Origin of the sequence: uncultured Sphingomonas sp., assembly GCF_964235535.1 — a bacterium.
GTDB lineage: Bacteria > Pseudomonadota > Alphaproteobacteria > Sphingomonadales > Sphingomonadaceae > Sphingomonas.
Genome location: NZ_CAXSBH010000018.1, coordinates 1 through 25,610, shown reverse-complemented (window position 1 = coordinate 25,610; position 25,610 = coordinate 1). Strand labels below are relative to the sequence as shown.

General features: G+C 68.1%; 22 protein-coding genes and 1 pseudogene. 11 read left to right on the top strand and 12 right to left on the bottom strand.

Annotation, left to right across the window (positions count from 1 at the left end):
• Window positions 1-14: 14 nt before the first annotated feature.
• Genes ACFE7F_RS07700 through ACFE7F_RS07690 form a run of 3 tightly spaced genes read right to left on the bottom strand, consistent with a single transcriptional unit; the run spans window position 15 to window position 2,966 of the window.
• A complete protein-coding gene (locus ACFE7F_RS07700; RefSeq protein WP_375403266.1) occupies window positions 15-659 on the bottom strand; it encodes a pilus assembly protein in 645 nt (214 codons plus the stop codon).
• A gap of 10 nt (window positions 660-669) precedes the next feature.
• Window positions 670-1,266 carry a TadE family protein gene (locus ACFE7F_RS07695; RefSeq protein WP_375403265.1) on the bottom strand — a complete coding sequence of 199 codons (597 nt, stop codon included), beginning with the start codon at window positions 1,264-1,266 and terminating at the stop codon, window positions 670-672.
• The gene (locus ACFE7F_RS07690; protein ID WP_375403264.1) at window positions 1,263-2,966 is read right to left on the bottom strand and encodes a TadE/TadG family type IV pilus assembly protein; all 1,704 of its coding nucleotides are present in this window, start codon (window positions 2,964-2,966) and stop codon (window positions 1,263-1,265) included. Before ACFE7F_RS07690 ends, ACFE7F_RS07695 begins: the two co-directional genes overlap by 4 nt.
• Before the next feature lie 71 nt (window positions 2,967-3,037).
• Here ACFE7F_RS07690 and ACFE7F_RS07685 point away from each other — a divergent pair, with 71 nt between their 5' ends.
• Both ACFE7F_RS07685 and ACFE7F_RS07680 read left to right on the top strand, forming a co-directional pair.
• Complete coding sequence (locus tag ACFE7F_RS07685; RefSeq protein WP_375403263.1) at window positions 3,038-3,688, top strand: squalene/phytoene synthase family protein; 651 nt, start codon at window positions 3,038-3,040, stop codon at window positions 3,686-3,688.
• A gap of 60 nt (window positions 3,689-3,748) precedes the next feature.
• Window positions 3,749-4,213 (top strand): histidine kinase, encoded by a 465-nt coding sequence (locus tag ACFE7F_RS07680; protein ID WP_375403289.1) that lies wholly within the window; start codon window positions 3,749-3,751, stop codon window positions 4,211-4,213.
• On the opposite strand, the gene trmFO is transcribed toward ACFE7F_RS07680, so the two are convergent.
• The 4 genes from trmFO to ACFE7F_RS07660 all read right to left on the bottom strand — a co-directional run bounded on the left by trmFO (window position 4,152) and on the right by ACFE7F_RS07660 (window position 9,765).
• Window positions 4,152-5,516 (bottom strand): methylenetetrahydrofolate--tRNA-(uracil(54)-C(5))-methyltransferase (FADH(2)-oxidizing) TrmFO, encoded by a 1,365-nt coding sequence (gene trmFO / locus ACFE7F_RS07675; protein ID WP_375403262.1) that lies wholly within the window; start codon window positions 5,514-5,516, stop codon window positions 4,152-4,154. The genes ACFE7F_RS07680 and trmFO overlap by 62 nt on opposite strands.
• A 169-nt stretch (window positions 5,517-5,685) precedes the next feature.
• Window positions 5,686-6,033, bottom strand: coding sequence for a DUF952 domain-containing protein (locus tag ACFE7F_RS07670; protein WP_375403261.1), 348 nt, complete (start codon window positions 6,031-6,033; stop codon window positions 5,686-5,688).
• A complete protein-coding gene (gene gyrA / locus ACFE7F_RS07665; RefSeq protein ID WP_375403260.1) occupies window positions 6,030-8,831 on the bottom strand; it encodes a DNA gyrase subunit A in 2,802 nt (933 codons plus the stop codon). The genes ACFE7F_RS07670 and gyrA overlap by 4 nt, the downstream gene beginning before the upstream one ends.
• A 253-nt stretch (window positions 8,832-9,084) precedes the next feature.
• Window positions 9,085-9,765 carry an SDR family NAD(P)-dependent oxidoreductase gene (locus ACFE7F_RS07660; RefSeq protein WP_375403259.1) on the bottom strand — a complete coding sequence of 227 codons (681 nt, stop codon included), beginning with the start codon at window positions 9,763-9,765 and terminating at the stop codon, window positions 9,085-9,087.
• 220 nt (window positions 9,766-9,985) lie between these two features.
• On the opposite strand from ACFE7F_RS07660, the gene ACFE7F_RS07655 reads away from it, so the two are divergent.
• Window positions 9,986-11,266, top strand: coding sequence for a tol-pal system YbgF family protein (locus tag ACFE7F_RS07655; RefSeq protein ID WP_375403258.1), 1,281 nt, complete (start codon window positions 9,986-9,988; stop codon window positions 11,264-11,266).
• Between the two features lie 48 nt (window positions 11,267-11,314).
• Here the strand turns inward: ACFE7F_RS07655 and ACFE7F_RS07650 are convergent, their stop codons facing one another.
• Entirely contained in the window at window positions 11,315-11,818 is a 504-nt protein-coding gene (locus ACFE7F_RS07650; protein WP_375403257.1) for an Lrp/AsnC family transcriptional regulator, read from the bottom strand.
• Window positions 11,819-11,929: 111 nt separating this feature from the next.
• On the opposite strand from ACFE7F_RS07650, the gene ACFE7F_RS07645 reads away from it, so the two are divergent.
• From ACFE7F_RS07645 to ACFE7F_RS07635, 3 genes are read left to right on the top strand one after another with little or no spacing between them, the layout of a single operon-like run.
• Complete coding sequence (locus ACFE7F_RS07645; protein ID WP_375403256.1) at window positions 11,930-13,717, top strand: sensor histidine kinase; 1,788 nt, start codon at window positions 11,930-11,932, stop codon at window positions 13,715-13,717.
• 1 nt (window position 13,718) lies between these two features.
• Window positions 13,719-14,741, top strand: a complete 1,023-nt coding sequence (locus ACFE7F_RS07640) for a polysaccharide deacetylase family protein (protein ID WP_375403255.1) — start codon at window positions 13,719-13,721, stop codon at window positions 14,739-14,741.
• Window positions 14,738-15,187, top strand: a complete 450-nt coding sequence (locus tag ACFE7F_RS07635) for a GreA/GreB family elongation factor (protein WP_375403254.1) — start codon at window positions 14,738-14,740, stop codon at window positions 15,185-15,187. The genes ACFE7F_RS07640 and ACFE7F_RS07635 overlap by 4 nt, the downstream gene beginning before the upstream one ends.
• Window positions 15,188-15,514: 327 nt before the next feature.
• On the opposite strand, the pseudogene ACFE7F_RS07630 reads toward ACFE7F_RS07635, so the two are convergent.
• From ACFE7F_RS07630 to ACFE7F_RS07620, 3 genes and pseudogenes are all read right to left on the bottom strand, one after another.
• Window positions 15,515-16,271: pseudogene (locus ACFE7F_RS07630) on the bottom strand (IS5 family transposase).
• 247 nt (window positions 16,272-16,518) lie between these two features.
• Window positions 16,519-17,754 carry a hypothetical protein gene (locus ACFE7F_RS07625; RefSeq protein WP_375403253.1) on the bottom strand — a complete coding sequence of 412 codons (1,236 nt, stop codon included), beginning with the start codon at window positions 17,752-17,754 and terminating at the stop codon, window positions 16,519-16,521.
• Window positions 17,751-18,533: a carbonic anhydrase gene (locus ACFE7F_RS07620; protein WP_375403252.1), complete on the bottom strand. Its 783-nt coding sequence runs from the start codon at window positions 18,531-18,533 to the stop codon at window positions 17,751-17,753. Before ACFE7F_RS07620 ends, ACFE7F_RS07625 begins: the two co-directional genes overlap by 4 nt.
• A 183-nt stretch (window positions 18,534-18,716) precedes the next feature.
• Here ACFE7F_RS07620 and ACFE7F_RS07615 point away from each other — a divergent pair, with 183 nt between their 5' ends.
• The 5 genes from ACFE7F_RS07615 (at window position 18,717) to ACFE7F_RS07595 (ending at window position 25,030) form a co-directional block, all read left to right on the top strand.
• Window positions 18,717-19,409, top strand: a complete 693-nt coding sequence (locus ACFE7F_RS07615) for a response regulator (protein WP_375403251.1) — start codon at window positions 18,717-18,719, stop codon at window positions 19,407-19,409.
• A gap of 38 nt (window positions 19,410-19,447) precedes the next feature.
• Window positions 19,448-20,857 (top strand): ATP-binding protein, encoded by a 1,410-nt coding sequence (locus ACFE7F_RS07610; protein WP_375403250.1) that lies wholly within the window; start codon window positions 19,448-19,450, stop codon window positions 20,855-20,857.
• Window positions 20,858-21,195: 338 nt separating this feature from the next.
• Window positions 21,196-21,705, top strand: a complete 510-nt coding sequence (locus ACFE7F_RS07605; RefSeq protein ID WP_375403249.1) for a 2Fe-2S iron-sulfur cluster-binding protein — start codon at window positions 21,196-21,198, stop codon at window positions 21,703-21,705.
• The gene (locus tag ACFE7F_RS07600) at window positions 21,702-22,688 is read left to right on the top strand and encodes an FAD binding domain-containing protein (protein WP_375403248.1); all 987 of its coding nucleotides are present in this window, start codon (window positions 21,702-21,704) and stop codon (window positions 22,686-22,688) included. The genes ACFE7F_RS07605 and ACFE7F_RS07600 overlap by 4 nt, the downstream gene beginning before the upstream one ends.
• Window positions 22,685-25,030 carry a xanthine dehydrogenase family protein molybdopterin-binding subunit gene (locus ACFE7F_RS07595; RefSeq protein WP_375403247.1) on the top strand — a complete coding sequence of 782 codons (2,346 nt, stop codon included), beginning with the start codon at window positions 22,685-22,687 and terminating at the stop codon, window positions 25,028-25,030. The genes ACFE7F_RS07600 and ACFE7F_RS07595 overlap by 4 nt, the downstream gene beginning before the upstream one ends.
• A gap of 132 nt (window positions 25,031-25,162) precedes the next feature.
• Here the strand turns inward: ACFE7F_RS07595 and ACFE7F_RS07590 are convergent.
• On the bottom strand, window positions 25,163-25,610 hold a 448-nt coding region (locus tag ACFE7F_RS07590), incomplete at its 5' end, for a TolC family protein (RefSeq protein ID WP_375403246.1).

The window sequence follows — 25,610 nt, the reverse complement described above, 5'->3', positions numbered from 1 at the left end:
CCCGTGGACCAGTGTCAGCACGTAGCGGCCGTTCCGGTGCTGGTGGGGACTACGCCCAACGTACGCGGGTCGCGTACCGCCATCGTCGCGAACTCCTTGATCGTGGCGTTCGGTACGTAATCGGCCGAGAAGAGGGGTGTGTACCTGTACACTACTTCGACGAACATGGTCGCTTCGTAATCCTGCGCGGTCACCTGGCGATCGGCCGGGCCCATGCCGACGAGATCGGTCGCTCCCTGCAGGCCGTAGGAAGATGCGTTGGTCAGGACACCGGAGCAACGCTGCCATCTGATCCTGAAACGCGGGGCACTCGTCGAGTTCGGGTTCGTCATCGGCTCCAGGCTGGATACGATGATCCGTCCCTTGTTCTGCAGATCGAGGCGGCCCGCCTGAAGCTGGCCGCCGATGAACGTCTCCGCGATGTTGGCTTCACTGACCGTCTTCACGCCCTGGACGGCGTCGCCCATCCGCGAGGCGTTGTCGGCGATTTGCAACGCGACCTGGCTGACCTGCATCTTGGTGATCACGTAGTTGGCGAGCTCTAGGCCGTAGCAGCTAAGCAGCACCAGCACCGGCAGCACCAGGCCGAATTCGGTCATGGCCATGGCGCGGATGTCACGGGCGAGGACCGCCGGACGCGGATGTCGCAAAGTCGCCATCACGTGTTCCTCAAGAGCAGTTCCGCGTCGGCGGGGTGGCCGCGTACTGAGCCTGTTGATCGAAGGGTTGGTTGGCGTAGACGGTGCTCGCGGTCAGCGTGACGTTCGGCGGCACGTTGATGAAGCCGTGAAGAGGGAGCATTCGGGGATAGGAAATGGTGACGGCGTATACCGTCCGATCCTGCGCGCCGCCCTGACCCGCATCGCCACCGTCCGCGTCCCATACACCATTCCAGTTTTTGTCGGTGTAGGTTTCGTTATTGTCGCATCTGCTGTTGGCGTTGAGGTCGTTATACTGCTCGTGTTGCTTGATGGACGCTGCGCTATAGTCGCGGAAGAAACGGCGGGAGATGACCGGCGCCGTCATCGTATTGGTCAGATCGCGTACCTGATCGTACACCTTAGCGTCAATCGTCGCCGCGTTGCTGCTCTGGATCGCTGAGTCACGCCCGGCCTTTTGCACCACTCCCTGCAGAGCCGCGGTCGTATAGGCGGTATGTCCAACGTCCAGGATACCGACCAGCATCAACATCAGCACCGGCGCGATCAGCGCGAACTCGACGACCGTGCTGCCGTCCCGGTCGCGCCAGAGCCCATACGCCGTCACTGGGTAAGCCTCAGCTGGTTGATTCGTCCTGCGATCTGCTTGAATGCGGCCTTCAGCTTGTCGTCGTCCGTCGCGTCGAAGAAGTGGTTGGCGTCCGTCGCACAAGTTTGAAGCTTCGACTTGGTGGTCGCGTCGATGCCCGAGCCGCCGTAGGAGATTACCCACAGGATCGTGTCCGCCTCGGCCTTGATCGCAGTACATAGAGCGGCGGAACGGGCGTACACGGCATCCGTCAACGTCAGGTTCGCGTTGCCCAGGTACTGGCAATTCGTATTCGTGATCGTCGTGCCGCTCGGTACTTCGCGCTTGTCGAACCAAGGGATCCCATAAGCTGAATAGTCGCACTCGTTCGCCTTGGCGTCACCATCGGTCATAAAGATCAGATGACGATATAGCTTCCCCCCCGTGGCTGGCGTGGCGTTCGTAGTTCCAAAGATGCCGCGCGGCGAGAGCAGGCGCGCACCCCACAGCAGCCCGACATCGTGCCTCGTGTTCCCGGCATGCACCATGCTATTCACGCGCGTGTTGAAGCTCGAGACGCCAGTGGAGCCTAAATAGGTCTGCAGTGGCCATGATCTGGCGGGGCAGGTATAATACGGGTCGATGTTCGCGTTGAAAACGGCACCGTTCGTGTCGAATTGCGCCATCCGCAGCATGCTTCCGGCCGCGGTAGTGTCGTCTCGGTTCTCGGCCCGATAATAAACGGCTCTGGGGATGGTCGGTGCGTACAGGCTGGTGGGAGTAGTGGCGCTCGGGATGGCGTTGATGTTGCTGACCGGTGTGTTCTCTTCGACGCAGCCGTCCCACGTGAAGCTCTGATCTGCACCTTTGGCACCGAGCGGCAAATTGAACGTCGTGGTGCTATTGTTAAACCCGGTCAGGCGGAAGTTGACTTGCTTATATTGCCAGATTTCCGAACCCGGAGACCATTCCCGACTCTGGTAGCTCCAGTTCTGGGCAAAGTAGGCGGCGGGAAGGCCGAGCCCCCCGATATTGACATTGATGGCGTACGGAACCAGACCAAAGCGCAGTCGCGATGTCGTCGCGACCCCGCCGATGTCATCGCACGTCGGCTCGCCGGTATCCAGCTTGCTCATCGCTTCGTAGAAGCATTTCACGTTTGCTTTTAGTTTGACGATGCGCGACGAGGCGCTCGGGGTGTTTCCGGCGTCGACATACCCATAACCGGCGGCGTCCCGGCTCATGGATGCGGTATTGTCGAGCACGAACATGATATCGGTGTTCGGAACCTGCTGTATCGCGCTGCAGCTGACGGTTAGGGTACGGGTCGGCGCGTTGAGCACCGACATCAACGTCATCGGCACGGTCGCCGAGGCGGTCCCATTCACGTTTCCGCCCGCTTCCGTGAAGGCGCGGGTCGTACCTGTCGCTCCATACGCGTTCGCAGGAAAATTGCCGTCGAAGAAGCGATTCGCGACCGTACTACTGGACTCGGTGCCGGTGGTTGTCCACGCGCCGCTGCCCATGCGTTTGCGACCGGCGAGCGCGCCGGCATCGCAACTATGTTGCAGACGTGTCTTGACCAGGTAGAGCCGCGAGAGGTCTAGCCCGCTGCCGACCATGCCGACTATCGGGATTAGGCTGAACGCGAACAGCATCAGGGTATTGCCGCACTTGTCGCGTCCGAGACGGGTCAGGAACGCACTTGCCGGCTTGTCCTTCCCTTTTTCGAATAGCATGTGCTTGCCCTGATGTCGCGTTACGTTCGGGAGGCCATACGCCGCCGACCGCTAACCGGATTTGAAACGACATGGTTACCGAACGATTGTCACCCGACCGGGCGCTCGCGGTCGCTTACGCGCCCGCCGCGGCCCGGCCGGGCCTGCTGGCGCTGCTCGCGCTTGACGACGCGTTGGGAGCGGTGCTGCGCCGCGCGCGTGAGCCGATGCTGGCGCGGATGCGTTATGCCTGGTGGTTCGAGGCGCTGGAGGGGCTCGACACCGCACCGCCGCCCGCCGAGCCGGTGCTGCGCGCGGTGGCGGCCGCGGTGCTGCCGTGCGGGGTCACGGGCGCGGCGCTGGCGGGCATGATCGACGGCTGGGAGGCGATCGGTGACGAGGGGCCGATCGACGACGCTATGCTGACGACCTTTGCCGAGGCGCGGGGCGGGACGTTGTTCGACGCCATGGCGCGGGTATGCGGCGCGGCTGATGCGCAGACGCGGACGGCGGGTGAGGGGTGGGCGCTCGTCGATCTCGCGACGGCGATGTCGGACCCGGCGGTGGCCGCACGCGCGCGGGCGATGGCCGCGGAACGGTTGCAGACGGCGACGGAGTCCCGCTGGTCGCGCGAAGGTCGTGCGCTGGGGGCGCTGACGTTGATCGCCCGGTTCGAGCTGGAAGGGCGGAGCCCGGCCGGGCGGGTCGGGCGGTTGCTGATGCACCGGCTGACCGGACGTTAACGATTAAGGGCCGATATGTCCCGAGTGGCGCGAGGGTGGACGAAGGAGGCGGCGGGCGTGATGTGGCGGTATCTGGCGGGCGGCGCGGCGGCGTTGGCGATGGGTGGGGCGGCGATGCTGGCGTTCGGCGGTGCGGCGCGACCCGGGCCGGCGTTGCCCGATCGGCCCGCGCAGCTTGCGGCGGCTGCCGAGGAGAGCGCGGCCGCTCCGGCGCGGCTGCCCGAGGCGACGCCTGAGACGCGCGAGGAGAAGCGGTTCGGGCGTTACGACAAGGACGAGGACGGGGCGATTACGCGTGAGGAATATCTCGCCAACCGCCGCAAGGCCTATGTCCGGCTGGACGGCGACGGCGACGGGCGGCTGTCGTTCGACGAATGGTCGGCCAAGACCACGACCAAGTTCGCGGGTGCGGACCGCGACAAGTCGGGTACGATGAACGCGGCGGAGTTCGCGACCACCGCCGTCAAACGGCGACCGGCTCCCAAGCGAGCGAACTGTCCGCCGCCTCAAGCGGAGGAGGGTTGATCCACCCGCCCAGCGCCGCGCGCGCGCGGTCGGTGTACATCCGCTTGCGGTCGCCCTTCTTCGAACGGCCGGGAATCGGCGGGAACAGCCCGAAGTTGACGTTCATCGGCTGATACGTCTCCGCCACCGCCGCGCCGGTGATGTGGTTCAGGAGCGCGCCCAGCGCGGTCTCGATCGGGGGCGACGCCGCAGCCTCGCCGCGCAGCTCGGCGGCGGCGAAGCGGCCCGCGAGCAGGCCGATCGCCGCGCTCTCGATATAGCCCTCGCAGCCGGTGATCTGCCCGGCGAAGCGGATGTGGAGACGCGTTTTCAGGCGTAAGGTTCCGTCCAGCAGCTCGGGCGAGCGGATGAAGGTATTGCGGTGCAGCCCGCCGAGCCGCGCGAACTCGGCGTCGTGCAGGCCGGGGATGGTGCGGAACAGCCGCACTTGATCGGCGTGCTTGAGCTTGGTCTGGAAGCCGACGATGTTCCACAACGTTCCCGACGCATTATCCTGGCGGAGTTGGACGACCGCATGCGGCCAGCGGCCGGTGCGCGGATCGTCGAGGCCGACGGGCTTCATCGGCCCATAGCGGAGCGTATCGAGCCCGCGTTCGGCCATGACCTCGATCGGCATGCAGCCCTCGAAGTACGGCGTGTCCTTCTCCCAATCCTTGAACGGCGTCTTCTCGCCCTCGATCAGTCCGGCGTGGAAAGCGAGGTACTGCTCCTTATTGATTGGGCAGTTGATGTAGTCCTTGGTCTCGCCCTTGTCCCAGCGCGAGGCGAACCAGGCGACGTCCAGGTCGATCGAGTCACGGTGCACGATCGGCGCGAGCGCGTCGAAGAAGGCGAGCGCATCGCGGCCGGTCGCCTCGCCGATGCCGTCGGCGAGCGTAGGCGCGGTGAGCGGGCCGGTGGCGACGATCGCCGGGCCGTCCGGGAGGACGTCGACCCGCTCACGCACCAGCGTCACGTTCGGATGCGCTTGGAGCGCGGCGGTCACGCCCGCCGAATATCCGTCGCGGTCTACCGCGAGCGCCGAGCCGGCGGGGACGCGGTGCTTGTCCGCCTCGCGCAGGATCAGCGATCCGAGCGTACGCATCTCCTGGTGGAGCAGCCCGACCGCGTTCGCCTCCGCATCGTCGGAGCGGAAGGAGTTGGAGCAGACGAGCTCCGCCAGATCGTCGGTCCGGTGCGCCGCCGTGCTCTCGCCCGATCCGCGCATTTCGGACAGGCGGACGCGGAAACCCGCTTCGGCGAGCTGCCATGCGGCCTCGGACCCGGCGAGGCCGCCGCCGATGATATGGATATCATGAGCCATGATTCGCCACCACTTCAATCATTTCACGCCCGTTCGGCAATTCCATTGCGTCCGCTTGTAACTTTGTTGCGCGATACGGAATGCGAGAACGGTGTCATCGGCAGTGATGGCATCGCGGCGGCGTGTAGGACAGCATTTAAATCGCGTCCCACCCTTGGCGACTCGACCCTCAACCCATTACGGGCAGCAACACCCCGCCATCCGCACCGCGGTGCAGTGGACCATAGGCGATCACCGCCTCCAGCGACATCGGCCCGTACAGATGCGGGAAGGACGCGCCGCCCCGCGACGGCTCCCACCTGACTTTGTCGCCGTGCGCAGCGAGATCGACCTCGACGACATGCAAGTCGTCCCGGCCCGCAAAATGCCTGTCGACGGTCTCGGTCAGCTGGTCGGCGGTCGACAGGTGGATGAAGCCGTCGGCCTGGTCGATGGCCGATCCGTCGAACCAGCCGTCCTTCTCCAGCACCGCCATCTCGTCGCCAAGCAGCACCTTGTAGGCGGTGGCAGACGTCATGCGGCTGGATCCTCGTCCAGGTCGCCGCGTCCGTCCACCTGCTCCGAGATCGTGCCCGGCCCGGTCCCGTCATCAAGCCGGAGCTGCACGTCGGCGTCGACCGGCACGGCAAGGTCGACGCGCTCGACGGCGACCACCGCCTCCGCCTCGTTCTCGGGATCGTCGGCCTCGTCGATGCGCGCGGCGGAGACGACGTGCTCGTTCGGGGCGACATCGAACAGGCGGACGCCCTGGCTGGCGCGGCCGGTAACGCGCGTGTCGCCGACCGACATGCGGATCAGCTTGGCCTGGTCGGTGACGAGCATCAGCTGCTCGCCCGAATGCGCGGGGAAGCTCGACACGACCGAACCGTTGCGGTCGGACGTGACGATGTTGGTGATCCCCTGGCCGCCCCGGCCCGACCGGCGATACTCGAAGGCGGATGTGCGCTTGCCGTATCCGTTAGCGGTGACGGTGAGGATGAATTCCTCGGCCGCCTCGAACTCGGCCATCCGCTCGGGCGAAAGCGTGTGGACGCGTTCGCCCTCCTTCCACGGCGCGGCGCGTAGATACGCGTCGCGCTCGTCGGTGGTGGCGGGGAAGCCGTGCAGGATCGACAGCGAGATGACCTCGTCACCCGCGCCCAGTGACACGCCGCGCACGCCCGTGGCGGTGCGGCTCTGGAACTCGCGCACGTCCGTCGCGGCGAAGCGGATCGCGCGGCCCGCCTTGGTGGCGAGCAGGACATCGTCCTCCTCCGTCAGGATCGCGACGCCCACCAGCCGGTCGTCCGACCCCTCGTCGAAGCGCATGGCGAGCTTGCCGTTGCCCGGAATGTTGGCGAACGCATCCATCGAGTTGCGACGCACCGTACCCCCGGCTGTCCCGAACATGACGTGGAGGTCGCCCCACCGCGTCTCGTCTTCGGGCAGCGGGAGGACGGTCGAGATCGTCTCGCCCTCGGCGAGCGGGAGCAGATTGACCATCGGCCGCCCGCGCGTGGCGGGCCCGCCCTCGGGCAGGCGCCAGACCTTCTTGCGGTAGACCTTGCCGTGCGTCGAGAAGAACAGGACGGGCGTGTGGGTGGAGGTCACGAACAAGCTGGTGACCGCGTCCTCGTCCTTGGTCGCCATGCCCGCGCGGCCCTTGCCGCCGCGTTTCTGCGCGCGGAACGTCTCCAGCGGGGTGCGCTTGATATAACCCTGCACGGTCACGGTGACGACCATGTCCTCGCGCTCAATCAGGTCTTCGTCGTCGATGCCGTCGGCGGCGCTGGCGATCTCGGTCTTGCGCGGGGTGGCGAACTCAGCGCGGATCGCGGCGAGCTCATCGCGCATGACGGCATAGAGCTTGGCGCGGTCGGCGAGGATGGCGAGCAGCTCGGCGATCGAGCCCGCCAGCGTCTCCAGTTCGGCCCCGATCTCGTTCCGGCCGAGCGCGGTCAGACGGTGGAGCCGCAGCTCTAGGATCGCGCGGACCTGGAGGTCGGACAGGCGGTACACGTCGCCCGTCACCTCGTTCTCGACCGCCTCGACGAGCCGCAGATAGCCCGCGATCTCCGCGACCGGCCATTCGCGCATCAGCAGTGCATGGCGCGCCTCGGTCGCGTTGGCCGAGCCGCGGATGACGCGGACGACCTCGTCGAGGTTGGTGACCGCGACTACGAGGCCGAGCAACAGATGCGCGCGCTCGCGGGCCTTGTTCAGCTCGAACTTCGAACGGCGGGTGATCACCTGCTCGCGGAACTGAATGAACGCCTGGATGATGTCGCGCAGGTTCAAAAGCTCGGGACGCCCGCCGCGGATCGCGAGCATGTTGGCCGGGAACGATCCTTGGGCGGGGGTATGCCGCCAGAGCTGGTTCAGCACGACCTCGGGCGTCGCGTCGCGCTTCAGGTCGATGACGATGCGGACGCCCAACCGGCTCGACTCGTCGCGGATGTCGCTGACGCCCTCGACGCGCTTGTCCTTGGCGGCCTCGGCGATCTTTTCGACCAGCGCGTTCTTGCCCTGCTGAAACGGGATTTCGGTCAGGACGATCGAGCGGCGGTCGCCCCGGCCCTCCTCGATGACGTGGCGCGAACGGATGATGACCGAGCCCCGGCCGGTGCTGTAGGCGGAACGCGCGCCCGCCTTACCCAGGATGATCGCGCCCGTCGGAAAGTCGGGACCGGGGACGATCTCCGTCAGCTCCTCGACGGTGATCGCGCCGTTCTCGATGTAGGCTAGGCAAGCGTCTATGACCTCACCCAGATTATGCGGGGGCACGTTGGTCGCCATGCCGACCGCGATCCCGCCCGCGCCGTTTACGAGCAGGTTGGGAAAACGCGCGGGCAGGACGGCGGGCTCACGCTCCGACCCGTCGTAATTGGGCACGAAGTCGACCGTGTCCTTGTCGAGATCGCCCAGCAGCGAGTTCGCGACCTTGGCCAGCCGCGCCTCCGTGTAGCGCATGGCCGCGGCCTTGTCGGGATCCATCGAGCCGAAATTGCCCTGGCCGTCGATCAGCGGGACGCGCATCGACCAGTCCTGGCTCATCCGGACCAGCGCCTCGTAGATCGAGCTGTCGCCGTGCGGATGGTACTTTCCCATCACGTCACCGACGATGCGCGCCGACTTCCGGTAAGGCTTGCCCGCGACGAAGCCGCTCTCGGCGGCGGAATACAAAATGCGGCGGTGGACGGGCTTCAGGCCGTCGCGCACGTCGGGCAATGCGCGCGCGACGATGACGGACATTGCGTAGTCGAGATAGCTCGACTTCATCTCGTCGACGATGGAGATGGACTGGATGGGGTCGTCGAGCAGCGTGTCGTCGGCCAAGTTTTCGCTTTCGGGCAGGGGAATGTTACAGATGTGATGTAGGTATTCGGGACCGTTTTGTCACGCGCGCGTAGGCGTATGCGCGAGGAGTTCTTGCCTGTCCCTCTCCCGCTTTCGCGGGAGAGGGTGGCCGAGCGTAGCGAGGTCGGGTGAGGGCACTTCTTGGGAGAGGTCCGGCCCTCACCCTGGCGCTTCGCGCCTGTCCCTCTCCCGCGGAGCCGAAGGCGGGCGTAGCCCTACGCGGGAGAGGGTTCTAGGGACTGACCTCCTTGCCTTCCCAATCGAACAGCTTGCCGCTGTCGACGGGGCGGAGCTCCTCCAACATATCCAGCAGCTGCACCGCCGCGCGGTCGGGGGCGAACAGGCGGCCGGGCTGGACGTTGCCCTGGAACGGCTTGGACAAGCCGGTGTCGACGGTCCCCGGATGGAGCGCGACGACGATCCCCTGCGGGTTGCGGCGGCGTTCCTCGACCGCGAGCGTGCGGATCAGCTGATTGAGCGCGGCCTTCGACGCGCGGTATCCGTACCAGCCGCCCAGCTTATTATCCGAGATGCTGCCGACCCGCGCCGACAACGCCGCGAACACGCCTCGGCGGTCGCGGGGCAGCAGCGGCAGGAAGTGCTTGGCGACGAGCGCGGGCCCGATCGCGTTGACGAGGAAATTCCGCTGGAGCCACTCGCCGTCGAGGTCGCGCCACGTCTTTTCCGGGCCGCGCGCGCCGTCATGAAGCAGGCCGGTCGCGACGAACACCAGATCGACGCCGGGCGGGACGCGCGCGGCGGCGGCGGCGATGCTCGCCTCGTCGGTCAGATCGAGGCGGCCGTCGCCCGGCGACGAGCGCGCGAAGGCGTGGACATCCGCATCTTCCTCGCGCAGCGCGGCCGCAAGCGCCGCGCCGATCCCGCCCGACGCGCCTATGATGACTGCCCTCATGCAGCCAGGTGTCGCCGGCCTGCGTCGAGCAGCCGAGGCTTCGCGGGAGAGGGCGGGGTCGTCATCGTCGCGCCGGCGGTAGCCGCAGTGGATCCGGCGTTCAATCACGGTTCAGTGGAGGAACGATAACGGACTACTGCGCCTCGCTTGAACGGAACGCGCCGGCCCGGTACGGGTTCGAGCGAAGTCGAAGGCCGATAACGCCATGATGGAGAGCCCAATGAACACCGTTTCCCGCGCCGTGCTGTCGGCGCTGCTCATGACCGGCGTCGCCGGCGGCGCAATCGTCGCGGCCCCGGCCGTCGCGCAGAAGAAGACCGCCGGTCCGAAGCTCAGCCCCGCCGCGCTGAAGGCCGCGCAGGCCGTGCAGACGGCGACCACCGCCAACGATTTCCCGACCGCGGAGGCGGCGCTGGTCCAGATGGACGCCGCCGTGAAGACCGATCAGGACCGCTACACCGCCGCGGCGCTTCGCCTCGACATGGAGCAGGCGCGGCTCCGCGTCGCGCGTGCGGCGAACCCGAACGGACCCGTCGACCAGAGCCGCCTCGCCGCGCCGCTCGACGCATTGCTCGCAAGCCCGCTGACCGAGCAGTCCAGGAAAGGCCAGATGGCCTATATCCGCGGCCAGCTCGCCTACGACGCGAAGCAGTATCCGCAGACGCTGCAATATTGGCAGCAGGCCAAGCAGCTGGGCTATGTCGATCCCAACCTCGACATGAACATCATGCGCGTGAAGGAGCAGACCGGCGACGCACAGGGTGCGCTCGCCGACCTGAACGCCGAACTGCAGCGCACCACGGCGGCCGGTCAGAAGCCCAAGGAGGAACTGTACCGGTACAGCATGGCCAAGAGCGTCAAGCTGCCCGGTCAGGCGGTGCCGTCGATGCAGCGGCTGCTCGTCGCTTATCCGACCAAGAAGAATTGGCGCGACGTATCGGTGTTGTACGGGATCCAGCAGGGCTCGGTCGCGACGCTGGACAAGCAGCAGAAGCTCGATCTGTTCCGGCTGATGCACCAGACGCGGTCGCTCGCCGACGAGTACGACTACCGCGAATATGCGGATGATGCCTTTAGTCGAGGTCTGCCCGAGGAAGCCAAGCGCATCCTCGATGAGGGCAGTGCGGCAGGCAAGATCCCGGTGTCCGGCGCGAACTACAAGGCGATGCGCACCGAGATCGCCAAGGCCATCGCCAACGAGAGCCCGCTAGGCCCGTTGGAGGCCAAGGCCAGGACGGCGGGCGACGGCAGGCTCGCCGCGCAGACCGCCGAGGCGTATCTGAGCCAGAACAACAACGCCAAGGCCGCCGATCTATACCGCATCGCGCTTCAGAAGGGGAACGTGAACGCCGACGAGGTGAATACCCGCCTGGGCATCGCGCTCGCGCGGCAGGGCGACAAGGAGGGCGCGCGCGCCGCGTTCACCGCCGTCAAGGGCGCGCCGCGCTCCGACTTGGCGCAGCTCTGGATCACCTCGCTGGATACGCCCATCACGGCGTGAACGGATCGGGCTTGAGGACGGGGAGGGCGGTCGAAAGGCCGCCCTTTTCTATTCGGCCTTGATCGGAATACCCGACGCAAGCTTGGCCGTGCGGATCGTCAGTGACGTCTTGACGCCGGCGACGTTGGGCGCGGGCGTCAGGTGCGTGGTGAGAATTTCCTGGAACGCGCGCAGGTCGGGCGCGACGATCTTCAGGATGAAGTCGATCTCGCCGTTGAGCATGTGGCATTCGCGCACCTCCGGAATGTCGGCGACATGCGCTTCGAAGGCGGACAGGTCGTGCTCGGCTTGGCTCTTCAGACTGACCATAGCGAACACGGTGATCGGATAGCCCAGCCGCGTGCCGTCGAGCTCGGCATGGTAACCCCGGATCGCGCCCGCCTCCTCCAGCGCACGGACGCGGCGCAGACAGGGCGGGGCGGTCAGGCCGACACGCTCCGCGAGGTCGACATTGGTCATGCGCCCGTCCGCCTGCAACAGCGCCAGGATCTGCCTGTCGATGCGATCCAATCCAACCCCGATCAGCAGCCGCGACCCGGATCGGTCGGCCATCGGTGTGTGCGGCGTAACAATCGTGCGTGCAAGCGCAATTGTCCCACAATGCGACGTGCCATTTCGGTCTATGTCTCCCCCTGAATCGCGCGGTTAAGGAATTGTTGACGGGTGGCCTTCGCCGCCCGCGCGGGACTTATCGCATTGCGTTTCGACGATAGCCTCAAGACGGTCCTGGAGTCGGACATGGCGGCCGGACACGGTGCCGAGGCGGCGTGGCGGCAACTGGTCGATCTGGCCGGACGCGGCCGCATAGCGGCGGACGCTCCGGTGATCGCGCGTTTGCGGATGCTTCGGCAGGCGGTCCCCGTCCCGGTCAGGGCGGGGAGCGCGCGGGCGTTGGCTTACGCTCGGCCGGACGCTGCGCTGGTGGCGCTGTTCGCCGAGGACGAGCTGGCGGTCGCCGCCCCGATGCTGCGGACGGCCGGGCTCGACGACGCCGCTTGGACCACACTGTTGCCGCGCCTTTCACCGGCGCTGCGATCAGTGCTGCGTGGTCGGCGCGATCTGGCGCCTGCCGTGGTGCGTGCGCTCGAGAGCTTCGGCCCGACCGACTTCGCGCTTCCCCGGCCCGAAACGCTGGAGCTCGATCCCTCGATGATCGCGCAGCCTGAGCCGACCTCAGCGCCCTTCGACGCACCACTTAGCGAAAGTCCGTTCGCGGCACTGGGCGATATCGCGCGCGGGTTGCCCGTCGTCGCGGAGGCGCTCGCGCGCGCGGAGCCGGAGGACGCTTCGGCACCGTTCACCGATGGCTACGCGATCTCCGACCTGGTCGCGCGGATCGAGGCTTTCCAGCGCCGGCAAGGCGAGCGCCCGCGCGCGGGCGCGGCCGTACCTGACGCGGTGACCGCGGCGATGGGCGAGCGCTTCGTGTTCGAGACCGACTCGGCGGGTGTCGTGATCGGCGTGGACGGCGTCGCGCGCGGCGCACTGGTCGGTATGTCGATCGCGCATGCGGGGGCGCAAGGGTTGGCCAGCGTCGACGGCGTCGCCGCCGGAGGCCTGCGCCGCCGATCGCGCTTCGACGGGGCGCGGCTGGAGGTCGGGGGAACCTCGAATGCGGCCGGGTCTTGGCGATTGACGGGAGTGCCCGCCTTCGACCCGGCGAACGGCCGCTTCATTGGCATCCGCGGCGTCGCGAGGCGGCCGCGCGCCGATGAAAGTGCGGGTCCGGTCCGTGGCCCGGCGACGCCCAGCGCCGATACGCTTCGCCAACTCGTCCACGAGCTGCGCACGCCGACCAACGCCATCGCCGGCTTCGCGGAGCTGATCGAGACCGAGCTGCTCGGCCCCGTGCCGACCGCCTACCGCAGCCGCGCCGCCGCGATCCGTTTGCGCGCCGGCGACTTGGTCGCGGCGATCGAGGACCTCGACCTGGCCGCGCGAATGGAGGCGGGCGCGCTGGAGCTCCGGCCCGGCCCGCTCGCCGTGCGGCCGATCGTCGCGCGCGTGTTCGCCGACCTGGCCGAACTCGCCGGTATGCGCGGGGTCCGGCTATTGGTCGACGGCGATGACGACGCGGAGGTCATAGCCGACGATCGGGCTGCCGAGCGGTTGCTGGGCCGGCTGCTCGCCACGCTGGTGGCTGCGGGGGCACCGGGCGAAGCGCTGCGCGTATCGGTGTATGCGAACCCATCAACCGTGGAGATCGTCGTGGATCGGCCGCGCAGCCTCGCAGGGCTGGACGGCGACGCGCTGCTCGCGCTCGACACCGTCGAGAAGTCGAGTGACGACGCGCCCGAGGGAACGCCGCTGCTGGGCACCGGCTTTGCGGTCCGTGTGGCGCGCAACCTGGCCGCAGAGCTGGGCGGTGCGCTCGAGTTCGGGCCCGCGCGCTTGACTTTGCGGTTGCCGGTCAGCTTCAACCGCCCCGTGGAGCACGCGACGACGATTTGAGGTGGCCGAACGCCGACGCCCTTACCGTCCGCCTGCGCCCGCCGCCGACGCGGTCGTCCGCTGGCCGGAAACGTTCGGAACTCGGTTCATCGTCACCGTCGATGTCGAGGAGGAGTTCGACTGGCGCGCGCCGCTTGACCGCCGTCAGCGCGCGACGACGGCGATGGAGGCGTTCTCGGGCGCGCACCGTCGGTTCGCGCAGGCGGGCGCGCCGCTGCTGTGCCTCGTCGACCATCCTATCGCGTGCGATCCCTGGTCGGTCGACATCCTGCGCGAAGTGGTCGCGGACGGACGGTCCGAGGTCGGCACGCAACTTCACGCCTGGGTCAATCCGCCCTACGGCGAACCGACCGACCGGCACGACAGCTTTCCCGGCAACCTGCCGCCGGCGCTGGAGGCGGCCAAGCTCGATCGGCTCACGGACGCGATCGCCGCCGCCTTCGGCCGAGCGCCGCGCGCTTACCGGGCGGGGCGGTACGGATTGGGGCCGAACACGATCGGGCTGCTGAGCGAACAGGGTTACCGCATCGATAGCTCGGTGCGGTCGCGCTACGATTATCGCCGCGCGGGTGGTCCCGACTTCCGTGCGGTCGGGCCGGAGCCGTACCGTGCGGGTGGGCTGATCGAACTGCCACTGACAACGATTTTCACCGGAGTCGTACGCGCGGGCGGCCATCGTCTGTACGGCGCGCTCGGCGCGGTTCCGGCGGCCCTGAGCGCGACTTCGCGGCTCGGCCTACTGTCGCGCGTGGCGCTGACGCCCGAGGACATGCCGGTCGCCGACGCGCTCCGCGCAGTCGACGCCGCGGTCGCGGATGGGTTGAGGCTGCTGGTGTTCTCGTTCCACTCGCCCTCGCTCGCCCCGGGGCACACCCCATACGTGCGCGACACCGAAGGATTGCGGCGGTTCTGGGATTGGTGGAGTGTAATGTTCACGCGACTCGATCGGCTTGGCGTAGCCGCGGCATCGCTGGAGGATGTAATCGTCGCTGCGAAGTTATCTGAAATCGGGACCACTTTATGAGCGTCGCATTCCGCCGCGAGAGCGACGAGGAACATCCGGAGCCCAAGTTCGAGTTGCCGATCCCGGCGGGGCCGAACCTGGTGACCTCGCGCGGGCTGGCGCTGATCGGCGAACGTCTGGCCGACCTGGAAGCGCGGCTGGCGGCTGCGCCGGAAGTAGAGCGCGCTCCGCTGACGCGCGATTTGCGTTATTGGCGGACACGCTCGGTGACCGCGACGCTCGCACCCTTGCCACCCGCCGATGAGATTGCGTTCGGATCGTGCGTAAGGGTGCGGATCAAGGGCACCGAACGGACAATCGAGATCGTTGGCGACGACGAGGCGGAACCGTCCGCGGGGCGCATCGCATACTCCTCGCCACTCGCGCGCGCATTGATCGGCGCGATGGAGGGTGAGCGGGTCGCATTCGGCGGCGGAGTGGAGGTGATCGCGATCATCGCGCCATGAGCGCAGTGGTCGGGGAGACAGGATTCCCGACCGGATACCACAGCCATCTAAGTACTCGATTTCACGTCAGGTGGTACGATGCCAATCAGCTGAGTCGGCCACAGGCCGGTACAACGGTGTAGCTGAACGAGCAAGGTGTTTTCGCGAGACGCTACCCAGTTACGATCGCCATTCGGATTGGCTCGCCGCGGTTACATCGAGGCCAAGCTTGCTGTTGTAAGGTCCAGCCACAGCTTTCGATCACCTACACGAAGCGTCCCGAGCGGGCGTACCCACAACTTCCTAAGGCTCTGGTGAACCTTTTGCCTTTCGGTGATAACATCACAACTAAGCGCTGAACCAGGCGGCATGGACATATTTGAGCCAGATCCGGATGGCGGCGATCTGGGCCATGCTGAGGAAGCTCTCGGCTAGTTTGTCGTAGCGGGTGGCGAGCGCGCGGTTGATCTTGAGGTGGCCGATCATGCGCTCGATCTGGTTGCGCTGCTTGTAGAGCTCACGGTCGTACTGGATGGGCACCGTGCGGTTGGACCGGCCGGGGATGACGGCCTTCACGCGGCGGCCCGCCAGGTCGGCCCGGATCGCGTCGGCGTCGTAGCCCTTGTCGGCGAGCAGCGCACGGGGCCTTCGCTCGGGCAAGGCCATGAGCATGCCGTAGGAGTGGCTGTCTGCCGCCTCGCCGCCCGTCAGGTGGAACGCGAGCGGGCGTCCCCGGGCGTCGGCGACACAGTGAAGCTTACTGGTCCACCCGCCCCGCGAGCGGCCAAGAGCCTGTTCACCCCCCCCTTTTGGCGCCGGCGGCTGACACGTGCGCGCGCACCGTGATGCTGTTGATGCTGTGATGGGCCGCGTCGCCCATCACGTCCGCCAGGCCGGTCGATATTGCCTCCCACACGCCCGATGCGCTCCAGCGCCGGAAACGACGAAAGACCGAGTTCCAGTTGCCATAACGCTCGGGCAGGTCGCGCCAGGGAGCACCCGCCCGCAAGCGCCACAGGATGCGGTTGATCACCTCGCGGTTGTTGGTCGGCGGTCGGCCTGGTCCGCGCCTGCTCGGCTCCAACGGCAAGAGCTGGCGCAGCACACGCCACTCCGCCTCCGAAAGATCGCCCCGGCTCAACCCCGTCTCCGAAAGATAGCGTTGAATCAACCCAGAGCTGAGCGGTCAATCAACATATCCACATCGGCTAGGAGGCATGTCCAACGACCCTCACCTTCGCTTCAAGCACGACTATTACGAGCGCGAGAGGCGTCATCGTTCACGCCTCGACATAGTGTTTGAGAGTATCGGGTCGGGATCAGCCTAAGAAGGCGTGCCTGCGTCGCACGGATCAGAACGTCACCTCGCCCGTGAGCCAAATCTTGGTGCGGTCGGCGAGCGCCAGGTCGGCACCGTCGAAGAACGCGGCCTTGAGCTCCAGGCCGAGATGATCGGTCAGCGCCGTCGCGACCGACGCGTCGACCTCGCGCCCATATCGCCGTCCGCCGTCCGGGTGGGTGAAGCGGTAGGTTCCGGCCGCGAAGCGCAGGCCGTCGCCGACCGGCGCGCCCCGCCAGCGCGCGGTCGCGCGCAGGTGGAGGTCGAGGAGCCCGTCCGGCGGGGTATTGGTGATCGCGTCCGACCAGCCCTGGAAACCGTGGAACGAAGCGAGCGGCGTCAAGAAACCCGTGCGCCCATCGCCGCCGAGCCGCTCGATCCCGGTTGCCACGCTCCAATTCTCGCCCTTGAGTCCGCCTTCTAACGCCAGATAGTCGAGGCTAAAACGCCTGGGAGCATGCCCATAATCCTGTTGATGGGCGTATTCGGCGGCGTAAGTCGCTTCCAGCCCCGGGCGAATCGGGCGCGCGCCCGCCAGCCGCGCGCCGACAGTGGCGGACGATTGGGCGGGGGCGCTCGAAAGGTCGATCAGGTACGCATAGCCCGACAATTGGCCGAGCGGCATCTTCGCGTCGGCTTGGAGCAGGTGGCTGTCGCTGTTCCACCGCCCGTCCGCGCTCTCGGGCCCGAGAGTGCGTCGGACCCGGTCGATATAGATGTAGGTGAGGGTAACGGACTTTAGCGGTGAAGCGGAAAACCTGACCGCATCGAACGTCTGCTCGTTCTGCCGCCAGCCGGCGTTGCCGACGAAGCGGCCGTTGCCGAGCACGATCCGCTGACGGCCGAGTACCCCCTCCGCCGCGCGCCCGGACCAGGTCAGTTGGGCACGGTTGATCTCCAGCCCTTGCGGGTCGGAGACGATTGGGTATTGTGTGCGGTGGTTGACGGTGCTGTTGAAGCGGTGATTGAAGTCGACCACCCCCTCGACCTCGAACAGGCCGCGCAGGTTGGTCGTGATCCGCGCGTCGACGCCCAGCCGCGCGCGGGCGGTGAACGCCTCCGCATCGTCGGGCAGATTGGCCTGGTCGACGAACTCGTCGCGTATGCGGAATTCCGCAATCAGGTCCACCGGCGGCACTGGCTTCGCAGCCGTCGCCGGCCCGACCGTCTGCGCGTCGATCGGAGCCGCAAGCGCGGCCGCCGCCGCCGCGAGGATCAGGACGGCGCGCGGACCCGTGATCCCCATCATCGGCTGCGCAGGAGGAAGCGGCGGTTGAGCGCCTGGAGCGGACGCGCGTTGAACGGATAGACCCGTTCGAAGCCTGCGATCTGGGCGGCGGACGCCTGGATCGGTGTCTCCTTCACCACCCAGTCGACGCTCTCGGAGCAGGGCGGCGTGGTGAGCGACCCCTCATAGCGCTCGAATGCTCCGCCCGGCATCAGCGCGGCGATGTCCACGGTTCCGCCCGCGACCGCGCGGGTCCGGCCATGCTCGGCCGGGCGGGCGTCCAGGACGCGCTGGAGCTGCGGATTGGCCCGTCCCTCCTCCACGAAGACCCCGATCACACCGAGCACGCCGTTCGGGCCGCGGTGGACGAAATGCACCTCCAGCGGAAAGCGCCGCCCGTTCAGCAGGTGCTCGCTGGGATGGTGGACATGGAACTGCGCCAGGGCGTAGCTGCGGCCGCCCACGCTCATGTCGCTTCCCGGCGGCGCGTCGACCTGCAGGGCGTGGCCGGTGTCGACCACCCGCAGCGGCAGCGATCGCCAATGCGTGGTCAGCGCGCCGAGGTCGGCTCCGATCGCGCTTTTCAGGTCGATCGGACTTTCCTGCTGGCCGCGCGCGCAGACCCCGTATTCCTGACTGAGCTCCGCCCAATGTTCAGGCCCGGTCGGTCCCGTGTAGCCCCATTCGCGACGCGGACTCTCGGCTGTCGTCGGAGGCGCGTCGCCGACCTGCGAACGGGCCGCGGCGCCGATCGCACAAGCGGCGAGCGCCGCGGCCAGCAGCAACGGGGGTCGGGTCATGTGGGAGTCTCCAAAAGAGGCGACGGAGTGCGCGCCGCCAACCGACTGAAGCTTTCGACCGACGGTCGCGTCCGCCGGATGGCATAACGCCGCCTATGCCGGATGGCGGATAGGCGGTGATCGGATTTCACGATATGCGCGCGCGGCGGCTCCGGCCGGTTGCAACGCCGGAGCGCCTCGATCTTGACCGCCGATCCGATACCAGTCTTCCCCGGCGCGTCCCGGATCATCATCGCCGACGATCACGACCTCGCCCGTTCGGGCCTGCGCGCGATGGTGGACGGCGAGGCGGACCTCTCCGTCGTCGGCGAGGCGCGCGATGGGATGGAGGCGGTGGAGCTGTGCCGCCTTCTCGCCCCCGACCTCGTGCTGCTCGACGTGCGGATGCCGCGCCTGGACGGCATGGGCACGGCGCGCCGGGTCAGGGACGAGTGCCCCGGGGTCGGGATCGTCATGGTTACGATGCATGACAGCCCGGAATATCTGGCCGAAGCGCTTCGGGCGGGCGCTTCCGGTTACGTGCTGAAGGATGCGTCCAGGCGCGAGCTGCTGGCGGCGCTCCGCGCCGTGCTGAATGGCGAGACCTTCCTGAACGGAGCGCTCGCCGCCCGGCTCGTTCGCGGGACGCGCCTGTTCGAGGGTCCGGCCTCGGACGTGAAGCGGACGAACGAGACCCTGACGCCGCGCGAACTCGACGTGCTCGGCCTGGTGGCGCGCGGCATGACCAACAAGGAGGTCGGCCGCGAGCTCGCCATCAGCCCGGGCACGGTCAAGGCGCATGTGGAACGTATCATCGGCAAGCTGGGGGTCGCCGACCGCACCCAGGCGGCCGTGCGCGGAGTGGAGCGCGGGCTCGTTCGCGCCGCGGCGGAGTGAACGGACATCCGCCTGCGCGGCTCTGGGCCGATCTACCGTTGCGGATCAAGGGGGTGATTCTCGCCGCGCTGCCCCTGTTGATCCTCGTGGGCGCGCTGCTCTGGGTCGCAAGCGCGACCAGGGACGAGGAGGCCGCAGCCGACCAGGTCCAACGCGCCCTGCGCATCCAGGACGATCTGGGCCGGCTGGAGACGCTGATCCACCGCGCGGCGCTGGAACGGGTGACGGACGCCGTCGGAACGCGCCGTCTGGCCGAAGCCGAACGAACGCTTCCGGATGTGCTGGCCAGCCTGGGCGCGACCATACGCGACGGCGAGCAGCGCACCCGGCTCGCCGCGACGACGCCGCACGCGCGCCGAGCCCTGGCGGCGTTCCGCCCCGGGGGCGACGACGATACAGGCAGGACGCGCGCGCTCGACAAGCTGGAACACGCCGTGGACGGCATGCGCCGCCGCGAGGCCGTGGTGCTGGCGGGGCGGATAGCCCGCGCCGGGCGGGCGCAGCGCCGCAACTTCGCCGTGATGCTCGCGGCGGGCGGGCTGGGCGTCGCCGCCAGCCTGGGCGCCGCTTTATTGTTCACCACGGGGATCGTGCGCCGCGTCGGAGTGCTCGAGATCAACGCCGATCGCCTGGCGCGTGGGGAACCGCTCGCGCCGCCGCCGCCGGGGTCGGACGAGGTGGGCCGGTTGAGCGCGGCGCTCACCCGGGCGAGCGCGCTCCTGTTCGAACGCCGGCACCGGCTGGAGGAGTTGGTGGCCCGCCTATTCCTGGCGCAGGAGGATGAGCGGCGGCGCGTAGCCTACGATCTGCACGATGGGGTGGCCCAGGTGGCGGCCGCCGCGCACGGCCATCTCCAGGCCTATGCCGAGCGGTTCCCGCCGACCGACGCCATAGCGGGGACGGGGGCGGAGGAGGCGCTGGGACGCGGGCTGGAGCTGGCGCAGCGCACGATGCGCGAGATCCGGGCCGCGATCGCGGGGCTTCGGCCCACCGCGCTGGACGATTTCGGGCTGGCGGCGGCGATAAGGCTGGAACTGGACGCCTTGCGCGACGATGGCCGCGAGGTCGCGTTCGTCGACCGGCTCGGACCGGAGCGCCCGTCGCCCGTCGTGGAGACCGCGCTGTTCCGCATAGCCCAGGAGGCGCTCACCAATGTCCGCAAGCACGCCGGCTCCGCCGTGTCGGTGACGCTGCTGCTGGAACGGCGAGGTAACCTGATTCGGTTGGAGGTGTCCGACGCCGGGCGGGGATTGTCCGGGGAGGAGGGACCGGCGCGGGCAGGTGAGCGGATCGGGCTCGACGCCATGCGCGAACGCGCTGCGCTGCTGGGCGGCGAGGTGCGGATCGAGGGTCGGCCGGGTAGCGGAACCCGCGTGCTCGTCACCATCCCATTTTCTTCGGAGCCGGGCTTATCCGTCGCGACGCGACATAGATCGCGCAAGGCTTGATCGAGACTACCGGCTCGGTCACGAGCGGTGTGCCGTATCGATCATCAGGGTCAGATGCACCTAGCCAGGCATTGACCAATCCGAGTCGAAAAAGCGGAGCCTGAATGCACATCCTCTGGTGGCGCGCGGCGAACAACGCGCTGACTATCAGACTCCGGATCCTCGCGGACGCCCATTACGAGACCGATCTGCGGAGGATCGCGCAAACGGCTCGGACGTGAAGCTCACGAGTCCACCGTACGCCACGCAAAGGGCCATTTCGTCGAGCCGGTTCGCCGTCGATTGCGATGTGCCCGCCGCTCCCGTACGAACGCGCGGCGTCTGGAGGAGAGATGGCTATGCCGATCATCGTCAATGGGCTGCCGAGGTCGATTCCCGAAGATCCGCGCATGTCCCTGCTGGACCTCCTCCGTGAAGGTCTTCACCTGTCCGGCACCAAGAAGGGCTGCAACCAGGGCGCATGCGGCGCATGCACGGTGTTGGTCGACGGCGAGCGGATCCTGTCCTGCCTCGCCTTGGCGGTGCAGTATGACGGCCGACGGGTCACCACGATCGAGGGACTCGTCCAGGGCGACGCGCTGCACCCGCTGCAACAGGCTTTCATCGATCACGACGGCTTCCAGTGCGGCTATTGCACACCTGGCCAGATATGCTCGGCGATCGGAATGGCCGCGGAAGCCGAGCGCGGGGTGCCGAGCCATATCAGCGCCGACCTTGCGGCCGATCGGGTGGCGCTGACGCGCGAGGAGATCCAGGAGCGAATGAGCGGGAACCTGTGCCGTTGCGGAGCCTATAACGGGATCGTCGACGCGATCGCCGGGACGGTCGGCGCGGAGATGGCCGCGTGACCCCGTTCGGTTACGCGCGCGCCACCGGCATGGAGGACGCGCTGAGACGGGGTTCCCAGGGAGCGACCGCCTATCTGGGCGGCGGCACCAATCTGGTCGACCTGATGCGTGAGGGAATCGCACGGCCGGAAGCGCTGGTCGACGTAACCGGGCTGTCCCACACGATCGAGGAGCGCGGCGACGGCGGCCTGCTGATCGGAGCGGCGGTGCGCAACACGACGCTGGCCGAGCATCGCGCGGTACGGACCCGCTATCCCACCCTCGCGCGCGCGGTCATGGCGGGCGCGTCGGCGCAGATCAGGAACATGGCCACGACGGGCGGCAATCTGCTTCAGCGCACGCGCTGCGCCTATTTCTACGACACCGACGGATCGCGCTGCAACAAGCGGGCTCCTGGCGCCGGCTGCGACGCGGTCGAGGGTTTCCACCGCATCCACGCGATCCTCGGCGCGTCCTCCGCCTGCGTGGCGACGCACCCGTCGGACATGTGCGTCGCCCTCGCGGCGCTCGACGCGACGGTGCATCTGCGGAGCGGGAACGGCGCGCGGACGCTGCCGTTCGTCGAGCTGCACCGCCTGCCGGGTGACCGGCCGGACGTCGACACCCTGCTTGGGCCGGGCGAGCTGATCACCGCGATCGAGCTGCCCGCGTCGGCGCTGGCGGCCAACTCCACCTATCGCAAGGTCCGCGACCGCGCGAGCTACGCCTTCGCGCTCGTGTCGGTCGCGGCCGCGGTCGAGATGGAGGGCGGCATGGTGCGCGACGTGCGGCTCGCGCTGGGTGGCGTCGCGCACAAACCGTGGCGGGCGTACAAGGCGGAGGCGGCGTTGCGCGGCGGCCCCGCCGATGCGGACGCTTTCCGCGCGGCGGCCGAGGCGGAGCTGGCCGACGCCGCGCCGCTGCGCGACAACGGATTCAAGGTCGAGCTGGCGAAGCGGACGATCGTCGCCGTTCTCGGCGAGCTGACGGGAGCGGACGCATGAACATCGTCGACGACGCCAAGATCGCCGCCCAGACCGCGATGCAGGCGGTCATGGGCAAGCTGGTGCCGCTGGCGCCCGACAGCTGGATTCCGGGCGGCAGGCCCGACCCGCTGATCGGCCACAAGCACGGGCTGATCGGCAAGCCCGTGTCGCGCCTGGACGGCCGGCTGAAGGTGGAGGGAGCCGCACCGTTCGCGGCCGAAATCCCGATGGACGATATGGCATATGCGGCACTCGCCTACGGCACGATCGCACGCGGGCGCATCACGTCGATCGACGCGGCCGCCGCCGAGGCGGCACCGGGCGTGGTGCTGGTGATGACGCATCGCAACGCCCCCCGGATGGCGAAGCCGGCGGTGTTCGGCACCTCGCCGACCGCCGTAGGCCCGAGCGACCTGCCCATCATGCAGGACGACCGCGTTCACTGGAACGGGCAGCCGGTCGCGGTGGTGCTGGCCGAGACCCAGGAGCAGGCCGACCACGCGAAATCGCTGATCCGCGTCACCTACGCGCTCGAGCCCGCCACCACGTCGTTCGCGGCGGCCAAGGCCCAAGGATTGCAGCCGGGCGTGTTCCACGGCCAAGCGATGAGTTCGGAGAAGGGCGATCCGGACGCGGCGCTCGCGGCCGCTCCGTTCACGGTCGATCATGTCTATCGCACGCCCAGGCACAACCACAACGCGATCGAGCCGCACGCGGCGACGATCGCATGGGCGGGCGACACCCTTCGCATCCACGACGCCAGCCAGCTGGTGACGGCGACGGCGGCCACGATCGCCGACGTGTTCGGGATCAAGGCGGATCAGGTCCACATCACTTCGCCCTATGTCGGCGGCGGTTTCGGCGGCAAGTGCCTGTGGGATCACCAAATGCTCGGTGCGGCGGCGGCGAAGCTGGCCGGCAGGCCGGTCCGCATCGCCCTGTCGCGCGAGGGCGTGAACCGCATCGTCGGTGGTCGTGCGCCGACCGAGCAACGCGTCGCGCTCGGCGCGGGGCCCGACGGGCGGCTCACCGCGCTCATTCACGAAGGTGAGACGGTCACGACCGAACACAACAACTTCCCCGAGCCGTTCATCCTCGCCACCAAGTCCGCCTATGCGTCCGACGACACCCGGCTGGGGGTGAAGGTCGCGACCATGGACATGCTGGCCAACACCTTCATGCGCGCGCCGGGCGAGGCGGTGGGCAGCTTCGCCATCGAGTCCGCGATGGACGAACTGGCGCACAAGCTTGGTCTCGACCCGATCGAGCTCAGGATGAGGAACGAGCCGGACATCGACCCGAGTTCGGGCCTGCCCTACTCCCTGCGCGAAGTGGAGAAGGCCTACCGGGACGGTGCCGAGCGGTTCGGCTGGTCGGGGCGGTCGACCAGACCGGGCGGCCGTCGCGAGGGCGAGTGGCTGGTGGGCATGGGCGTCGCGACCGCGTCCTATCCGTATTACCGCATGCCGGGCGGGGCCGCTCGGCTGACGCTGACCCGCGACGGCTCGGGCGCCGTCGTGGCCAAGGTGGAAGTCGCAGCGCACGAGATGGGCATGGGCACGGCGACCACGACCGCGATCGTCGCGGCCGAGCGGTTGGGGCTGCCGCTGGAGCGGATCGAGGTCGGCTATGGGGACACCGACATTCCCGGCGCCATCATGGCGGGCGGGTCGCAGCAGACCGCAGCGATCGGCGCGGCCGTGATCGCGGCCTGGAACGACATGGCCGCCGAACTGCTGAAGCTGGCCGGGAACGACTCGCCGCTCGCCGGACTGAAGCCGGACGAGATCGGCGGACATGAGGGCGGGCTCGTCAAGCTGGACGATCCGTCGCGCCGCGAAAGCTACGCGTCCATCCTGTCGCGCGCGCAACGCGACACGTTGCGGGTGGAGGCGAAGGCGTCGCAGCCGCTCGAACTGATGCACTGGTCGATGCACTCGCACGGCGCGATGTTCTGCGAAGCACGGGTGAACGCGGTGACCGGCGAGGTGCGGGTGTCGCGCTTCCTGGGCTCGTTCGATTGCGGCCGCATCCTCAACGAGAAGACCGCGCGCAGCCAGTTCCGCGGCGGCATCATCATGGGGCTGGGCCTCGCGCTGATGGAGGAAACGCAGTTCGACGAGCGGAGCGGCCGCATCATGAACCCGAGCCTCGCCGAGTATCACGTCCCCGTCCACATGGACGTGCCGGAGATCGACGTGATCTGGACCGACATCCCCGACCCGCACACGCCGATGGGCGCGCATGGCATCGGCGAGATCGGCATCACGGGCGTGGGCGCGGCGGTCGCGAACGCGGTCTTCAACGCCACCGGCAAACGGGTGCGCGACCTGCCGATCACCCTGGACAAACTGCTTTGACGGCAAACGGGGTTGGCGGGACACGCGACTCGATCGAGGAGCGTCCCCCACTTGGGCGCGATCCCGTGCACGACCGTTCCCCGGACCCGCCGCTTCAACATCCCACGCAGCCAAGCCGACGTGGCCGTCTTGCTAGCGCGCGCCTGCTACATCGTCCGTCCGCCAGCCGCCGCCGATCGCCTTGAACAGCGCGGCCGTATCCTGGCGCAGCTGCGCGTCGGACTGGGCCTTGTTCTCGCGCGCCTGGAGCAGCGCCACCTGAGCGTCGAGCAACGCGGTCTGGTTGATGAAGCCGGTCCGGTACTGGGCCGAGGTGGCGCGCTCGGTCGCCTGCGCGTCGACGATCGCGCGCGCCAATGCCGTGTTGCGGCGGCGTTCGGCGTCGAGCCGGGCGAGCGGGTCCTCCACGTCGCGCAGTGCCGCGAGGACGGTCGAGCGATATTGCTGGTAGGTTTCCTCGCGCAGCTCGCGCCGGATGTCGACCGTCGCGCGCCGCCGCCCGGCGTCGAACAGCGGAAAGCTGACCGCGCCCGAGCCCGTGCCCTGGAAGCTGTCGGTGCTGAACAGGCTTCGCAGCCCC

Excerpts from the sequence above, each read along its gene's own strand:
- ACFE7F_RS07605 (WP_375403249.1), top strand. The coding sequence starts at position 21,196 with ATGCCGATCATCGTCAATGGGCTGCCGAGGTCGATTCCCGAAGATCCG.
- ACFE7F_RS07680 (WP_375403289.1), top strand. The coding sequence starts at position 3,749 with ATGTGGCGGTATCTGGCGGGCGGCGCGGCGGCGTTGGCGATGGGTGGG.
- ACFE7F_RS07650 (WP_375403257.1), bottom strand. The coding sequence starts at position 11,818 with ATGGCCGACCGATCCGGGTCGCGGCTGCTGATCGGGGTTGGATTGGAT.
- ACFE7F_RS07670 (WP_375403261.1), bottom strand. The coding sequence starts at position 6,033 with ATGACGTCTGCCACCGCCTACAAGGTGCTGCTTGGCGACGAGATGGCG.
- ACFE7F_RS07690 (WP_375403264.1), bottom strand. The coding sequence starts at position 2,966 with ATGCTATTCGAAAAAGGGAAGGACAAGCCGGCAAGTGCGTTCCTGACC.
- ACFE7F_RS07620 (WP_375403252.1), bottom strand. The coding sequence starts at position 18,533 with ATGACCCGACCCCCGTTGCTGCTGGCCGCGGCGCTCGCCGCTTGTGCG.
- ACFE7F_RS07595 (WP_375403247.1), top strand. The coding sequence starts at position 22,685 with ATGAACATCGTCGACGACGCCAAGATCGCCGCCCAGACCGCGATGCAG.
- ACFE7F_RS07685 (WP_375403263.1), top strand. The coding sequence starts at position 3,038 with ATGGTTACCGAACGATTGTCACCCGACCGGGCGCTCGCGGTCGCTTAC.
- ACFE7F_RS07625 (WP_375403253.1), bottom strand. The coding sequence starts at position 17,754 with ATGATGGGGATCACGGGTCCGCGCGCCGTCCTGATCCTCGCGGCGGCG.
- ACFE7F_RS07700 (WP_375403266.1), bottom strand. The coding sequence starts at position 659 with ATGGCGACTTTGCGACATCCGCGTCCGGCGGTCCTCGCCCGTGACATC.
- trmFO (WP_375403262.1), bottom strand. The coding sequence starts at position 5,516 with ATGGCTCATGATATCCATATCATCGGCGGCGGCCTCGCCGGGTCCGAG.
- ACFE7F_RS07635 (WP_375403254.1), top strand. The coding sequence starts at position 14,738 with ATGAGCGTCGCATTCCGCCGCGAGAGCGACGAGGAACATCCGGAGCCC.
- ACFE7F_RS07655 (WP_375403258.1), top strand. The coding sequence starts at position 9,986 with ATGAACACCGTTTCCCGCGCCGTGCTGTCGGCGCTGCTCATGACCGGC.
- ACFE7F_RS07660 (WP_375403259.1), bottom strand. The coding sequence starts at position 9,765 with ATGAGGGCAGTCATCATAGGCGCGTCGGGCGGGATCGGCGCGGCGCTT.